At 67.4% G+C, this 15,193-nt stretch carries 13 protein-coding genes; 5 read left to right on the forward strand and 8 right to left on the reverse strand.

Translation table 11 applies throughout. The annotated features are described in order from the left end of the window. Positions 1-122 precede the first annotated feature (122 nt). Both ACLFA2_RS14170 and ACLFA2_RS14175 read right to left on the reverse strand, forming a co-directional pair. Positions 123-1,526, reverse strand: coding sequence for an aspartate aminotransferase family protein (locus ACLFA2_RS14170; RefSeq protein WP_426621504.1), 1,404 nt, complete (start codon positions 1,524-1,526; stop codon positions 123-125). Between the two features lie 15 nt (positions 1,527-1,541). Then, on the reverse strand, positions 1,542-3,026 hold the full coding sequence (locus tag ACLFA2_RS14175) for a CoA-acylating methylmalonate-semialdehyde dehydrogenase (protein ID WP_021199964.1): 1,485 nt from the start codon (positions 3,024-3,026) through the stop codon (positions 1,542-1,544). A 170-nt stretch (positions 3,027-3,196) separates the two neighbouring features. Between ACLFA2_RS14175 and ACLFA2_RS14180 the strand changes: the two genes are divergently transcribed. Continuing rightward, positions 3,197-4,669, forward strand: a complete 1,473-nt coding sequence (locus ACLFA2_RS14180) for a PucR family transcriptional regulator ligand-binding domain-containing protein (RefSeq protein WP_426621505.1) — start codon at positions 3,197-3,199, stop codon at positions 4,667-4,669. A 31-nt stretch (positions 4,670-4,700) separates the two neighbouring features. On the opposite strand, the gene ACLFA2_RS14185 is transcribed toward ACLFA2_RS14180, so the two are convergent. From ACLFA2_RS14185 to ACLFA2_RS14210, 6 genes are all read right to left on the reverse strand, one after another. After that, complete coding sequence (locus tag ACLFA2_RS14185) at positions 4,701-6,095, reverse strand: aspartate aminotransferase family protein (protein ID WP_021199962.1); 1,395 nt, start codon at positions 6,093-6,095, stop codon at positions 4,701-4,703. Next, positions 6,092-6,559, reverse strand: a complete 468-nt coding sequence (locus tag ACLFA2_RS14190; RefSeq protein ID WP_426621506.1) for an Lrp/AsnC family transcriptional regulator — start codon at positions 6,557-6,559, stop codon at positions 6,092-6,094. The genes ACLFA2_RS14185 and ACLFA2_RS14190 overlap by 4 nt, the downstream gene beginning before the upstream one ends. A gap of 83 nt (positions 6,560-6,642) precedes the next feature. Continuing rightward, positions 6,643-7,800 (reverse strand): acyl-CoA dehydrogenase family protein, encoded by a 1,158-nt coding sequence (locus tag ACLFA2_RS14195; RefSeq protein WP_021199960.1) that lies wholly within the window; start codon positions 7,798-7,800, stop codon positions 6,643-6,645. Continuing rightward, positions 7,797-8,555 carry an alpha/beta fold hydrolase gene (locus ACLFA2_RS14200; RefSeq protein ID WP_021199959.1) on the reverse strand — a complete coding sequence of 253 codons (759 nt, stop codon included), beginning with the start codon at positions 8,553-8,555 and terminating at the stop codon, positions 7,797-7,799. Before ACLFA2_RS14200 ends, ACLFA2_RS14195 begins: the two co-directional genes overlap by 4 nt. Positions 8,556-8,608: 53 nt before the next feature. Continuing rightward, a complete protein-coding gene (locus ACLFA2_RS14205) occupies positions 8,609-9,529 on the reverse strand; it encodes a sugar kinase (protein ID WP_029267133.1) in 921 nt (306 codons plus the stop codon). Continuing rightward, positions 9,526-10,689 (reverse strand): MFS transporter, encoded by a 1,164-nt coding sequence (locus ACLFA2_RS14210; RefSeq protein WP_051668061.1) that lies wholly within the window; start codon positions 10,687-10,689, stop codon positions 9,526-9,528. The genes ACLFA2_RS14205 and ACLFA2_RS14210 overlap by 4 nt, the downstream gene beginning before the upstream one ends. A gap of 436 nt (positions 10,690-11,125) precedes the next feature. Between ACLFA2_RS14210 and nrdH the strand changes: the two genes are divergently transcribed. The 4 genes from nrdH to nrdF all read left to right on the forward strand — a co-directional run bounded on the left by nrdH (position 11,126) and on the right by nrdF (position 14,973). Next, the gene (nrdH, locus tag ACLFA2_RS14215; protein WP_017828869.1) at positions 11,126-11,359 is read left to right on the forward strand and encodes a glutaredoxin-like protein NrdH; all 234 of its coding nucleotides are present in this window, start codon (positions 11,126-11,128) and stop codon (positions 11,357-11,359) included. Between the two features lie 6 nt (positions 11,360-11,365). Next, on the forward strand, positions 11,366-11,800 hold the full coding sequence (nrdI, locus tag ACLFA2_RS14220) for a class Ib ribonucleoside-diphosphate reductase assembly flavoprotein NrdI (RefSeq protein WP_021199956.1): 435 nt from the start codon (positions 11,366-11,368) through the stop codon (positions 11,798-11,800). 65 nt (positions 11,801-11,865) lie between these two features. Further along, complete coding sequence (nrdE, locus tag ACLFA2_RS14225) at positions 11,866-13,941, forward strand: class 1b ribonucleoside-diphosphate reductase subunit alpha (RefSeq protein WP_208323943.1); 2,076 nt, start codon at positions 11,866-11,868, stop codon at positions 13,939-13,941. Between the two features lie 54 nt (positions 13,942-13,995). After that, positions 13,996-14,973: a class 1b ribonucleoside-diphosphate reductase subunit beta gene (gene nrdF / locus ACLFA2_RS14230; protein ID WP_017828866.1), complete on the forward strand. Its 978-nt coding sequence runs from the start codon at positions 13,996-13,998 to the stop codon at positions 14,971-14,973. Positions 14,974-15,193 lie beyond the last annotated feature (220 nt).

A 15,193-nucleotide genomic window follows, 5' to 3' on the forward strand; every position in this document is an offset into this window, starting at 1 on the left:
GGGTGAGAGCGGCTGCGCTCACCCCTCCGCTGTTCCGGACTAGCGGCTAGTGCCCTCGTTGAGGTTCGCGTGGGTCGTAGCGAGGGCTGTAGTCGGGCTCGTAGTACGAGGGTCGAAGGTCGTCATCTGAAAACCCGTGTTCTCGCGGCGGCCTCGTCGGCCACGGAGAGCGCTTCGTCGAGCACGGTGAGTCCGCGCACCAGGTCTTCTTCGCTGATCACCAGCGGCGGGGCCACGTGCATGCGGTTGAAATGCGTGAACGGCCAGACGCCGGCCTTCTTGGCGGCAGCGGCGAAGGCGCCCATCGGAGCGGCATCCGCGCCGGAGGCGTTGAACGGCACGAGGGGCTCGCGCGTCTCCTGGTCACGGACCAGCTCGACCGCCCAGAACAGTCCGAGGCCGCGCACATCGCCGACGCTCGGGTGCTTCTCGGCCCAGGAGCGCACGGTCGGACCGACCACGCGTTCGCCGAGGTCGCGCACGCGCTCGAGGATGCCGTCGCGACGGAACACCTCGAACGTCGCGACACCCGCCGCACAGGCCAGCGGGTGCCCCGAGTAGGTCAGCCCGCCGGCGAAGGGCATCGTGTCGAAGGCGCTCGCGATGCGGTCGGAGATCACCACGCCGCCGAGGGGCACGTAGCCCGAGTTCACGCCCTTCGCGAAGGTGATCAGGTCGGGGCTGGCGTCGAACGCGTCGATGCCGAACCATTCGCCCAGTCGCCCGAATCCCACCATGACCTCGTCGGCGATGTAGACGATGCCGTAGCGGTCGCACAGCGCGCGCACGCCCTGCAGGTATCCGGGCGGCGGCACGAGCACGCCGTTGGTGCCGACGACCGTCTCGATGATGATCGCCGCGATCGTCTGCGGCCCTTCGAGCTGGATCGTCTGCTCGAGATGCGCGAGTGCTCGTTCGGACTCCTGCTCCGGGGTCTCGGCGTGGAACGGCGAGCGGTACAGGTACGGTCCGAAGAAGCGCACGGCGCCGGAGTCGACGGTGTCGTTCGCCCAACGCCGCGGGTCGCCGGTGAGCGAGATCGCGGTCGATGTGGAGCCGTGGTAGCTGCGGTACATCGACAGCACCTTGCGACGGCCGGTGAACTGGCGGGCCATGCGCACCGCGTACTCGTTGGCCTCGGCGCCGCCGTTGGTGAAGAACACCTTCTCCAGGCCCTCCGGCGCGACCTCGGCGATCAGTCGCGCGAGTTCCCCGCGCACGTCGTTGGCGATCGCGGGCTGGATCGTCGCGAGACGCCCGGCCTGCTCTTGGATCGCCGCGACCAGGTCGGGATGCTGGTGCCCCAGGTTCAGGTTCACGAGTTGGCTCGAGAAGTCGAGGTACGCATTGCCCTGGTAGTCCCAGAACGTCGAGCCCTCGCCCGCGGCGACGGGATGCGGATCGATCAGGCCCTGCGCGCTCCAGGAATGGAACACGTGGCCGCGGTCGTCCGCACGCACCTGCGCTTCGGCCTCGGGCGCGGGGAGCGGGTGCGAGACGCCGTGGCGGTCGGTGAAGTTCGTCATCGTGGTCGCTCCTCGTCAGTGGTTGCTCGGGAAGCCCAGGTCGACCTGGGAGGGCGTGTGGTCGGGCCACCGGGTGGTGACGACCTTGGAGCGTGTGTAGAAGTGCACCGACTCGGGACCGTAGATGTGGGAGTCTCCGAACAGCGAGTCCTTCCATCCGCCGAACGAGTAGGCGCCGATCGGCACCGGGATCGGCACGTTGACGCCGACCATGCCGACCTCGATGTCGAACTCGTACTGCCGGGCCGTGCCGCCGTCGCGCGTGAAGATCGCGGTGCCGTTGCCGTAGGCGTTGGCGTTGACCAGCTCGACCGCCTCGGCGTAGGTCTCGACGCGCACGACCGACAGCACCGGGCCGAAGATCTCGTCGTCGTAGACCTTCATGCCGGGCGCGACCTCGTCGATCAAGCTGACGCCCAGGAAGAAGCCCTCCGAGTCGAACTGCTTCTGCGTGCCGTCGACGACGACCTTCGCGCCCTCGCCCTCGGCGCCCGTCACGTACGAGGCGACCTTGTCGCGGTGCTCGCGGGTGATGAGCGGACCCATCTCGCTCGCGGCATCCGTGCCGGCACCGATCGTGAGGCCGCCGATGCGATCGGCGATCGCGGTGACGAGGTCATCGGCGATGTCGCCGACGGCGACCAGCACCGAGACGGCCATGCAGCGCTCGCCGGCGGAGCCGTAGGCGGCGGAGACCGCTGCGTCGGCAGCCGCGTCGATGTCGGCATCGGGCATGACGACCATGTGGTTCTTCGCGCCGCCGAGCGCCTGCACCCGCTTGCCGGCGGCCGAGGCGCGCTGGTAGATCGAGCGGGCGATGGGGGTCGAGCCGACGAAGCTCACGGCATCGACCCGGGGCGACTCCAGGATCGCGTCGACGGCCTCCTTGTCGCCGTGGACCACGTTGAGCACGCCGTCGGGCAGCCCGGCCTCGGCGAAGAGCTTCGCGAGCCACACGGAAGCCGACGGATCCTTCTCGCTCGGCTTGAGCACGACCGTGTTGCCGCAAGCGATCGCCGAGGCGACCATCCACAACGGCACCATGACCGGGAAGTTGAACGGTGTGATCGCCGCGACGACGCCGACCGGCTGCTTGACCGAGTGCACGTCGACACCGCGCGACACCTGCTCGCTGCGTTCACCCTTGAGCAGATGCACGAGTCCCGCCGCGAACTCGACGTTCTCGATGCCGCGCGACACCTCGCCGGCAGCGTCCGAGAGCACCTTGCCGTGCTCGGAGGTGACGATCGCGGCGAGTTCGGGTGTGCGCTCCTTGAGCAGCTGCCGCAAGCGGAAGAAGACGTCGGCGCGCTTGATCAGGCTCGTCTCGCGCCAGGCGGGGAGCGCGGCCGCCGCCGCGGCGATGGCGGAGTCGACCTCGGCGGTCGAGGCGAATGCGACCTGCTTCGACACCTGGCCGGTGGCGGGGTCGAAGACCTGGCCGGTGCGGGCCGCTTCTGCGGCCTCCACTCCGTTGATGACGTGACGGACGATGTCCACGATGTTCCTCCGAGGCTGAAGAATACGGATTCGAACACTCTGACTGAACGTTCGATACGCTGATGTTCCTCAATGATCACAGAGCGGAAGAGCGTCGAGTGGTGTCAGAACGTCAGGACTTGAGCCCGCATCGGACAGATCGTCCGAGTCGGGCAGGGGGTGTGCTCACGGTGGCCGACGTTCTCGCCGATTCTGTGCTGCAGGCGGGCGCACCGGACGTGGTCGTGGGCGGCGCCGCTCTCGATGCCGACGTGCGCTGGGTGCATGTCTCCGACAGCGCAGGAGTCGCCCGACTGCTCGACGGCGGCGAGCTGCTGCTCAGCACCGGGGCGGGATGGCCGACGGCTCCGGACGAGCTGCGCGACTTCGCGAGAGCCCTGCACCGTGCGGGGATCGCGGGCATCGTCGTGGAGCTCGGGTCCGGCCAATCGCAGATCCCCGATGCCGTGACCGAGGTGTGCCGGGACGTCGGTCTCGCCCTGATCGCCCTGACCAGCGAGATCAAGTTCGTCGCGGTGACGGAGTCGGTGCACAGATCGCTCATCGCCGCTCAGACGGATGCGCTGCACGAACGCCAGCGCCTGCACGAGCTCTTCACCGCGTTGAGCCTGCAGGGCGCTCCAGCCGACGTCGTGGTCGCCGAGACCGCGCGAGCGCTCGGTGCGCCCGTCGTGTTGGAGAACCTCGCGCACGAGGTGATCGCGCTCGAGACCCTGCGGATGCCGGTCGCGCAGGCGCTCGGACAGCTCGACGCGGCCGATCGCATCCCGGTGCAGGCGCGGGGCGTGCGGTGGGGAACCCTGCTCGCCCTTCCGGGCCCCGTGCACCCGGCGGGCCGGCACACGGTGCTCGAACAGGGGGCGACGGCACTGGCCTTCGGCTGCCTGGCGGACGGGGGCGACACCGAGTGGTCGCTGCTCGCGCAGCGGGGCATCATCGACGATCTGCTCGGCGCGCGGTTCGCGAACCCGGCCGACATCGCCGCCCTTCTGGCTTCGGGCGGGTTCGCTCTTTCGGGTCGGCATTGCCACGGCTTCGTCGCCCGCGGGGCGGAGTCGGCGGCCGAGCTCGCCTACCGGGCTCGGCAGGCCGGGGCCGCCGTGGTCGCCGCCCGCGTGGGAGAGGATGACGTCGCCCTGCTGTCGCTCCCCGAGTCCGCGCTGCTCACCGATGCTCTCGCCGTGCGCATCGCCGGGCCCGCGCGCACGGTCTTCGTCGGCCCTCCCGCCGAAGATGTCCTGGGGCTGCTCGCCTCATTGCGCGCGGCGAGAGACCTCGCGGCGAGCGACCGCTCCGAATCCGGCCCGCGCGTGCGACGCGTCGACGACCGTCCGCTCGAGCGCTTCGTCGCCTCGTTGCGTGACGATCAGCGCCTGCTCGCGCACAGCGAGCGGATGCTCGCCCCGGTCGTGGCGTACGACCGCGACCGGCGCGGAGACCTGCTCGACGTGCTCGCGGCGCTCGTCACCCACCCCGGAAATCGCTCCGCGGCGGCGGCCGCGAGCCACCTCTCGAGATCCGTCTTCTACCAGCGGCTCACCCTGATCGGTGATCTGCTCGACGTCGACCTCGACGACGGGGAGACGCTCGCCGCGCTCCACCTCGCGCTGCTGGCGAAGCGGAGCGCGGTGCCGGTGGCCTGACCCGTATCCGCCCGATCGGTGCGCGCGAGGGTCAGAGCACCGACTGCGCGCGTGTCAGCACGTCGCGCAGGATCTGCTCGATCTCGCGGAATTCCGAAGGCCCGACGGTGAGCGGCGGCGCGAGCTGGATCACGGGGTCGCCGCGGTCGTCGGCGCGGCAATACAGACCGGCCTCGAACAGGGCGGGGGAGAGGAAGCCGCGCAGCAGCCGCTCGGACTCGTCGTCGTCGAAGGTCTCCTTGGTCGACTTGTCCTTCACGAGCTCGATGCCGAAGAAGTAACCGTCGCCCCGCACGTCGCCCACCAGCGGCAGGTCGAGCAGCTTCTCGAGCTCGGTGCGGAACAGCGGGGAATTCTCGCGCACGTGCGCGTTCAGCCCCTCCTCGTCGAAGATCGCCAGGTTCTCCAGAGCGACAGCGGCCGACACCGGGTGTCCGCCGAACGTGTAGCCGTGCGGGAAGGACAGATCGCCCTTCGAGAAGGGCTCGTAGATACGGTCGCTGACGATGGTCGCGCCGATGGGGGAGTAGCCGCTCGTCATGCCCTTGGCGCACGTGATCATGTCGGGCACGTAGCCCAGGCCCGTGCAGGCGAAGGTGTGACCGAGGCGGCCGAAGGCGCAGATGACCTCGTCCGAGACGAGCAGCACGTCGTGGCGGTCGCAGATCTCGCGGACGCGGGCGAAGTAGCCGGGAGGGGGCGGGAAGCATCCGCCGGAGTTCTGCACCGGCTCGAGGAACACGGCGGCCACGGTGTCAGCGCCTTCGAAGAGGATCATCTCCTCGATGCGGTCGGCCGCCCAGCGTCCGAACGCCTCGAGGTCGTCGGCGGGTCCACCCATCTCGGCCGCGCGGTAGAAGTTGGTGTTGGGCACGCGGAAGCCGCCGGGGGTGACGGGCTCGAACATCGACTTCATCGCCGGGATGCCCGTGATCGCCAGCGCGCCCTGCGGGGTGCCGTGATACGCGACGGCGCGGGAGATCACCTTGTGCTTGGCGGGCTTGCCCTGCAGCTTCCAGTAGTGCTTCGCGAGCTTGAATGCGGTCTCGACCGCCTCGCCGCCCCCGGTGGAGAAGAAGACCTTGTTGAGGTCGCCCGGCGCCTCGTCGGCGAGACGGTCGGCCAGCTCGATCGCTGCCGGGTGCGCATACGACCAGAGGGGGAAGAAAGCCAGCTCGGAGGCCTGCGCCGCCGCGGCCTCGGCCAGCCGACGCCGACCGTGGCCGGCGTTCACGACGAAGAGTCCGGCCAGGCCGTCGAAGTACTCCTTGCCCTTGGCATCCCAGATACGATGCCCGTCTCCCTTGACGATGATGGGCACACCCGACTCCGCCATCGTCGACTGCCGGGTGAAGTGCATCCAGAGATGGTCCTTCGCCATCGTCTGCAGTGCGGACTCGGAAGGGATGGTGCGTGCGGTGCTCATCTGGTCCCCCAGTTGTAGAGCTGCTTCTGCAGCTTGGCGTAGATGAAGGTTTCGGTGGAGAGGACGCCATCGATCGGGCGGATGACGTCGTTGATCAGCGCGAGCAGGTCGTCGTCGTCCTCGCAGACGACCTCGGCGAGGACGTCGAACGAGCCGATCGTGATGACCACGTAGTCGACGGACTCGATCGCGGCGATGGCCTCGGCGACACGGCGCGCGTCGCCGGACACGCGGACGCCGATCATGGCCTGGCGGTGGAAGCCCAGCTGCATCGGGTCGGTGACGGCGACGATCTGCATCACGCCCGACTCGGTGAGCCGCTGCACCCTCTGGCGCACCGCGGCTTCGCTCATCCCGACGGTGCGGCCGATCTCCGAATACGAACGACGGCCGTCCTCTTGGAGCAGCTCGACGATCGTCTTCGAGACCGCATCGAGGGAAGGGTGCTTCTTCGCCGGACTCATGGTGCGATCTTCGCACTCCGCAATGCGCTCGGCAACCGATTTCGCAGAATCTGGCGATTCGTCCAGCGGAATCGGCAGGAAATTCAGCTCTCGAGCGGACCCAGCCAGGCGTTCGCCGCCGTCGAATGCGCGGATTCGGGGTCGGAGGGGTGGAACGCCCCGGCCAGCACGTCACGGTAGAGACGCGAGAGCTCGTTGGCGGAGAAGTACGACCCGCCGCCGGCCACGAGCATCGCCTCGTCGACAACGTGCTTGGCCATCGTGATCGCCCGGTGCTTGACGCCGGAGAGCTGCGGGAACCAGCGCGCGCCGTGATCGACGCCGTCGTCCACATCACGGGCGAGGGAGGCGATCTGCGGCGGCAGGGCGTCGTAGGCGATGGCCATGTCGGCGATGCGCCAGCGGATGTCGGGGTCCTGGCTGTAGGCGAGGCCGGTCTTCTTCGAGTGCCGCTTCTGCGCCGTCGTCACGGCGAGCTCGAGCGCTCGCCGGGCGATGCCGGTGTAGACGGAGGCGAGCAGGATCTCGAACACCGAGAAGATGCCGAACACGATCGGATCGGGGCTGGGCCCGGGGTCGATGCGCCGCACCACGTGCGCGGCATCGGCCACGGCGCCGTTCAGCCGGGTGGTGCGGCTCTGCGTGCCCCGCATGCCGAGGGTGTCCCAGTCGTCGGACGTCGTGACGGCGTGCGTCCGCTCCACGAAGGCGAACACGAGCTTCGGCCCATCGGGGCTGGTGGTGTCGAGGCCGTGCAGCCCCAGCCGCGTCCAGACCGGAGCGAGGGAGGTGAAGATCTTGGTCCCGGTGAACGCGTAGCCGCCGTCGCCGTCGGGCACGGCCGCGGTGTCGCTGCCGAACAGCACCAGGTCGTTGCCGCCCTCGCTGATGCCGAAGGCGAAGACCTCGCCTGCCGCAGCGCCGTCCTGCACGAACTCGAGGCCGGGGACGCCTCTGTCGGAGAAGACCTTCGCCACGCCGGTCCACACGAGATGCATGTTGATGGCCAGCGCCGTCGCCGGCGCGGCACCGGCGAGACGCTGCTGCAGGATCGCGGCCTCGGCGAGTCCGAGCCCCGCCCCTCCGCGCTCCTTCGGCACCAGGATCGACAGGTAGCCGGCCGCGCGCAACTCGTCGAGGTCCTGCTGGGGGAAGGTGTTCTCGCGGTCGTGGATCGGTGCGCGCTCGCGGATGCGCTCGAGAAGGTCGTCGGGCAGGAGCGTCGCAGGGTCGAATGTCATGCCAGAGCCTCCAGAAGCTGACGGACGGATTCCTCCGGGCGGTCGCGGTGCAGGGAGTGTCCTGCACCCTCGACGACGGAGAGGGTGATCAGGGGGTTCGCCGCGAGGACCTCGTCGGCGAGTTCTCCCGTGAAGATGCTGTAGACCGCGGGGTCGGCGCCGATCACATGCGTGGGCACGGTCAGACGCGCAGCCTCTGCCCGTACGTCCCAGGGCTGATTCTGGGTACTGGTCTGCTCCACCGCCCACGCGCTCGCACGCAGCACCGCGTCGACCTTGAGCTCCTGATCCTGCGGATGCCAGTGCGGATGCTCCGCCTGCACCACTTCGAGGCGGGTGTCGGCGAATGCGCGCTCCTGGCTCCGTCGCACGATCGCCGCATCGCGCCCGCCCACATGGATCGCGGGGTCGATCAGCACCAGCCGTCGAGTCCATTCCGGGGTCGATGCCGCCGCGACCGTGCTGGATGCGCCGCCGAGCGAATGGCCGATGACCGCGTCCCACGCGCCGCCGCCGTCCGGGAGGGTGGCGGCGAGATCGGCACCGTACGCGGCCACCGAGTAGTCGAGAGCGCGCGGTGCATCGCCGTGACCCCGCAGGTCGACGGCGGTCGCGTGCCATCCCGCTGCGGCGAGAGCGTCTCCGAGACGCCACATCAGTGCTCCTGAGGAACCGAGACCGTGGACGAGGAGAGCGCGACGGGATGCCGACGGGGAGCCCCACGAGATACGGGGCAGGGTGAGCGGGGCGGGCATGGCACCAGCCTACGACCGGTGGTGTTCAGGCGGCCGGGATCACCCGAGCCGCGTCAGGCGAGCGGCACCAGCGGTGGGAGGTCGGCGGCGATCGTCAGCACGCGCTCCGCGGCCGCGTGGCCGGCGGAGAGGCGCGCGGCGAGGTCGGCTCCGTCGAGGGTCGCCGCCAGGAAGCCGGATGCGAACGCATCTCCCGCGCCGACCGGCTCGACGACGTCGACCACGGGAGCGGGCACGAAGATCGGCTCGTCGTCGCCATGGAAGGCGGTGGCGCCGACATCGCCGTCCTTGACGACCAGCAGCGCGCAGTTCGGGAGGAAGGCGCGGATCTCGGCGGGTGTCGCGGTACCCCAGATGCGTTCAGCCTCGTCTCGGCCGACGAAGGAGATGTCCGCGGTGTCGGCCAGGCGGGCGAGCGTCTCTGCGGCCTCCTCCCTGCTCCACAGTGGACGCCGGTCGTTCACGTCGAACGACACGAGGGCTCCCGCGGTGCGGGCGTCGGAGAAGAGCTGGTCGACCGTCTCGCGGCACGACGCGGACAGCGCGGGGGTGATCCCGGTGGTGTGCACGATCCGCACCCCGTCGAGACGCCGCGCGGTCAGGAACCCCGGCTCCATGCGGGAGGCAGCGGATCCCCGACGGTAGTAGTAGACGGAGGAGGATTCGGCGCCCGGGTCCTTGAACATCACTCCGGTGGGTGCGGCATCGTCGCGCTCGACCCACAACTCCACACCCCGCCGCTCGAGCTCTGAGGCGACCCTGTCGCCGAGCGGGTCGTCGCCCAGGCGCGACGCCCAGGCGACGCGGTGTCCGGAGGAGGCGACGCCGGCGGCCACGTTGGACTCGGCGCCGGCCAGGCCGATCGACGCCTGCGCGGCGTCGGCGAGCGGGGCATCCGTCGGAGTGATCAGCGCCATCGTCTCGCCGATGCAGACGATCTCGGGGGCAGAGGTCGAAGAGATGGGGGAGCTCATGAGGGGGTGACCGCCAAGGGTTCGGTGTCGGGATGCGGGCTCGCGTCGCGGTGACGCAGATCGGGGAAGGAACGGACGAAGACGACGGCCACGAGCAGTCCCACCGCGGCGAAGATCGTGGCGGCGAGGTAGGCGCCGCGCCAGTCGCCGACATCGACGAGAAAGCCGGCGACCGCGGATCCGGCGGCGGCGCCGATGAGCTGGCCGGTGCCGGCCCAGCCGAAGGCCTCAGCGGTCTCGCTGAACTTCACACTGGCCGAGGTGATCGCGAAGAGCACGGCGAGAGCCGGAGCGATGCCGATGCCGGCGAGGATCAGGGTGCCGCCGAGCCAGAACACGTTGAGCATGACCATCGTCAGGCCGAGGCCGATCGTGACGATCAGCAGACGGCGCGCCATGGCCCACGGCCCGATGGGGATGTGACCGAAGGCCAGACCGCCGGCGAGGCTTCCCGCCGAGAACACGGCGAGCACGAGACCGGCCGCGAGGCTTCCGTGCTCGAACGTCGCGACGACTCCCACCTCCACAGCCGCACAGGCTCCGATCAGGAGGAAGCCGATCACGGTCGCCAGCAGTACGGGCGGCTTGAGCACGACCTTGCCCAGAGCGTTGCGGCTCCGGGGGATGCGGACCCGTCCGACCTCGGGGGAGAGGATGAACCAGGCGCCGCCGCCGACGAGGATGATCGCCACCAGCAGCAGGCCCTCCGGCGTGCCGATCTGGGTCGAGACGAGCGTGATCACGACGGGGGCCAGCACCCAGATGATCTCCTGCAGCGACGCGTCGAGGGAGAACAGCGGCGTGAGGTTCGAGGAGTTGACGAGCTTCGGGTAGATGGTGCGCACCGCGGCCTGGACGGGCGGGGTGGAGAGTCCGGCGACCATGCCGAGAGCCATGTAGCCCGGTACCTCGAGCGGCAACAGTGCGAGGCACAGCACCGCCACGACGCACACCGACAGTGTGAGCGTGAGCACGCGTCGCATGCCCCAGACGCCCATCCAGCGGCTGGTGATGGGACCGGCGATCGCCTGGCCCACACTGGTCGCGGCGAGGACCAGGCCTGCCGATCCGTACGACCCGGTCTGCTGCTCGACGTGCAGCAGGATCGCCAGCGACATCATTCCGTTGGGGAAGCGTGCGGTCAGCTGAGCAGCGATCATGCGCGCCACTCCCGGCGTGCGAAGAAGATCCCGATATCCCGCCACCAGACCACGGTACCGGGCCGCGGGGTCGGCCGCCGAAGAGGTCGATCCGCGACACGCCCGCGACACGCCGAAGGTCGATTTCCACAGGAATCCGAATGTCGGTGGGGCGTCGTAACGTCCCCCCTGTGGATGGATCGCTCACAGGGGCTTCCCAGCCGCGATTTCACGCGGTTCGAGTGCCTCCGGACGAGGGCTCGGCCTGTGGAAGAAACGGTGGAGAACCTGTGTTGTATCTGTAGAGAACGGTGGATAACTACACGGATGTAACTACTACCCCTTGTGGTCGCCCCCAATGTCGGTCCCCATATGTAGTATTGAAGTCCCGGCAGGGGGTCTACCGGGAAACAGCCTGATGAGAAGCGGGCCAGAGATTTGAGGGGTTACGAAAAAGATGTCGATCACGGTCTACACAAAGCCTTCCTGCGTTCAGTGCAACGCCACCTACCGTGCCCTCGATGCCAAGGGCATCGAGTACGAGATCCTCGACCTGTCGGAAGACCCGACGGCGCTCGAGCAGGTCAAGGCGCTCGGCTACATGCAGGCACCCGTCGTCGTCACCGACGAGGGTCACTGGTCGGGTTTCCGTCCCGACAAGATCGACGAACTCGCCTCCCGTCTGGCGTGACGCCGCATGAGCGCCGTCGCGACCGCAGCGCCGCTCCTGATCTACTTCTCGAGCGTCTCGGGTAACACCGCGCGGTTCATCGAGAAGCTCGGACTCCCGTCCCGACGCATCCCCCTCCACCGACACGAAGAAGACCTCGTCATCGACGAGCCCTTCGTGCTGGTCACCCCCACCTACGGCGGGGGAGCGGGGCGCGGCGTCGAGAAGGGCGCCGTTCCGAAACAGGTGATCCGGTTCCTCAACGATGAGCGCAACCGGCGCCACATCCGCGGCGTGATCTCCGCGGGCAACACCAACTTCGGCGACGCCTTCTGCCTCGCCGGTGACATCATCAGCCGCAAGTGCAACGTGCCTCACTTGTATCGGCTCGAGATCTTCGGCACACAAGACGATGTGGATCGCGTGAGCGACGGATTGGAACGACGGTGGCAGCTTCAGTGACCGAGACAGTGGCATTCAAGGCGAATCCCTCTTACGAGGGTCTCGACTATCACGCCCTCAACGCGATGCTCAACCTGTACGACGCGAACGGGAAGATCCAGTTCGACGCCGACAAGCGCGCCGCGCGGGAGTACTTCCTGCAGCACGTGAACCAGAACACGGTGTTCTTCCACTCGCTCAAGGAGCGTCTGGACTACCTCGTGGAGAAGGAGTACTACGAGGGCGCCGTCATCGAGAAGTACTCGATGGAGTTCATCCAGAAGCTCAACGACCTCGCCTACGGCAAGAAGTTCCGTTTCGAGACGTTCCTCGGCGCGTTCAAGTACTACACGAGCTACACGCTGAAGACGTTCGACGGCAAGCGCTACCTCGAGCGCTTCGAGGACCGCGTCGTGATGACCGCCCTCGGCCTCGCCGACGGCGATGAGAAGCTCGCGGTCGCGCTCGTCGAGGAGATCATCTCCGGTCGCTTCCAGCCGGCCACCCCGACATTCCTCAACGCCGGCAAGGCGCAGCGCGGCGAACTCGTCAGCTGCTTCCTGCTGCGCATCGAAGACAACATGGAGTCGATCGCCCGCGGCATCAACTCGGCCCTGCAGCTCTCCAAGCGCGGCGGCGGCGTCGCCCTGCTGCTGTCGAACATCCGCGAGTCGGGTGCGCCGATCAAGCAGATCGAGAACCAGTCCTCCGGCATCATCCCCGTGATGAAGCTCCTCGAAGACAGCTTCAGCTACGCCAACCAGCTCGGTGCGCGTCAGGGCGCCGGTGCGGTGTACCTCAACGCCCACCACCCCGACATCATGCGCTTCCTCGACACCAAGCGTGAGAACGCCGACGAGAAGATCCGCATCAAGACGCTGTCGCTGGGCGTCGTGGTTCCGGACATCACGTTCGAACTCGCCAAGAACGACGAGGACATGTACCTGTTCTCGCCGTACGACGTCGAGAAGGTCTACGGCGTTCCGTTCGGCGACATCTCGGTCACCGAGAAGTACCGCGAGATGGTCGACGACCCGCGCATCAAGAAGACCAAGATCAACGCGCGCGAGTTCTTCCAGACCGTCGCCGAGATCCAGTTCGAGTCCGGCTACCCGTACGTCATGTTCGAAGACACGGTGAACAAGGCCAACCCGATCAAGGGTCGGATCAACATGTCCAACCTCTGCAGCGAGATCCTGCAGGTGAACACGCCGACCACGTACAACGACGACCTGTCGTACGACAACATCGGCAAGGACATCTCCTGCAACCTCGGCTCGATGAACATCGCGCTGTCGATGGATGCCGATGACCTGGGGCAGACCGTCGAGACGGCGATCCGCGCCCTCACCGCGGTGAGCGACCAGAGCCACATCGGCTCGGTGCGGTCGATCGAGGACGGCAACGACCGCTCGCACGCGATCGGCCTCGGCCAGATGAACCTGCACGGATACCTTGCCCGCGAGCATGTGTACTACGGCTCCGAAGAGGGCATCGACTTCACGAACATCTACTTCTACACGGTGCTGTTCCACGCCCTGCGGGCGTCCAACAACCTCGCGATCGAGCGCGGCACGACGTTCGACGGGTTCGAGGACTCGAAGTATGCGTCGGGGGAGTTCTTCGACAAGTACATCGACCAGGCGTGGGTTCCCGCGACCGAGAAGGTCAAGGAGCTCTTCGCCGGCAAGCACATCCCGACCCAGGACGACTGGGCCGAGCTGAAGGCGTCGATCCAGAAGCACGGCATCTACAACCAGAACCTTCAGGCCGTCCCGCCGACCGGCTCGATCTCGTACATCAACAACTCCACGTCGTCGATCCACCCGATCGCGTCGAAGATCGAGATCCGCAAGGAAGGCAAGCTCGGTCGCGTCTACTACCCGGCGGCGTTCATGACGAACGACAACCTGGAGTACTACCAGGACGCGTACGAGATCGGCTACGAGAAGGTCATCGACACCTACGCGGCCGCCACGCAGCACGTCGACCAGGGTCTGTCTCTGACCCTGTTCTTCAAGGACACCGCCACCACGCGTGACATCAACAAGGCGCAGATCTACGCATGGCGCAAGGGCATCAAGACGATCTACTACATCCGTCTGCGTCAGCTGGCGCTCGAGGGCACCGACATGGCCGAGTGCGTCTCGTGCATGCTCTGACCTGACAAACTGTCGACCCGAGAACGCGGCTGAAACCCGAGAAACGACGAAGAAATGACTCCCGAAAGACTCAAGCTGGTCTCCAGCGTGCAGGCGATCAACTGGAACCGCATCCAGGACGACAAGGACCTCGAGGTCTGGAACCGTCTGGTGAACAACTTCTGGCTGCCCGAGAAGGTGCCGCTGTCGAACGACGTGCAGTCGTGGAACACGCTCACCCCCGACGAGCAGCTGCTCACCATGCGGGTGTTCACCGGTCTCACGCTGCTCGACACGATCCAGGGCACCGTGGGCGCGGTGTCGCTGATCCCCGACGCGATCACCCCTCACGAAGAGGCCGTATACACGAACATCGCGTTCATGGAGTCGGTGCACGCGAAGAGCTACTCCTCGATCTTCTCGACCCTCGCGTCGACGAAGGAGATCGACGAGGCGTTCCGCTGGTCCACCGAGAACCCGAACCTTCAGAAGAAGGCTCAGATCATCATGGACTACTACCAGGGCGACGACCCGCTCAAGCGCAAGGTGGCCTCCACCCTTCTGGAGTCGTTCCTCTTCTACTCGGGCTTCTACCTGCCGATCTATTGGTCCTCGAAGGCGAAGCTGACGAACACGGCCGACCTGATCCGCCTCATCATCCGCGACGAGGCCGTGCACGGGTACTACATCGGCTACAAGTTCCAGAAGGGCCTCGAGAACGAGACCCAGGAGCGCCGCGATGAGCTCAAGGACTACACGTTCTCGCTCATGTACGAGCTCTACGACAACGAGGTGCAGTACACGCAGGACCTCTACGACGGTGTCGGTCTGACCGAAGACGTGAAGAAGTTCCTGCACTACAACGCCAACAAGGCCCTCATGAACCTGGGCTACGAGGCGATGTTCCCCTCCAGCGTCACGAACGTGAACCCGGCGATCCTGTCGGCACTCTCGCCGAACGCCGACGAGAACCACGACTTCTTCTCGGGGTCGGGCTCGTCGTACGTCATCGGCAAGGCCGAGGCCACGGAAGACGACGACTGGGACTTCTGAGAAGTCAGGGACGACGCCCGAGCTTCGGGCGCAGCCGGATCACCAGCGGGTGAGAGGGCCTCGGGATCATTCGATCCCGAGGCCCTCTCTGCATCGTCGAATCCCTTCGCTCATCCATGCACGGGTGCGGGATCGTGGCCCACTGCGCCCACGAGGCCGGGCGCGGTCGTCGTTCTTCGTTCGTGTGCTCGGCACGCGCGTGGCGCGGCGGCGCCGGGCT

Origin of the sequence: Microbacterium sp. As-52, from assembly GCF_049949185.1 — a bacterium.
Classification (GTDB): domain Bacteria; phylum Actinomycetota; class Actinomycetes; order Actinomycetales; family Microbacteriaceae; genus Microbacterium; species Microbacterium maritypicum_A.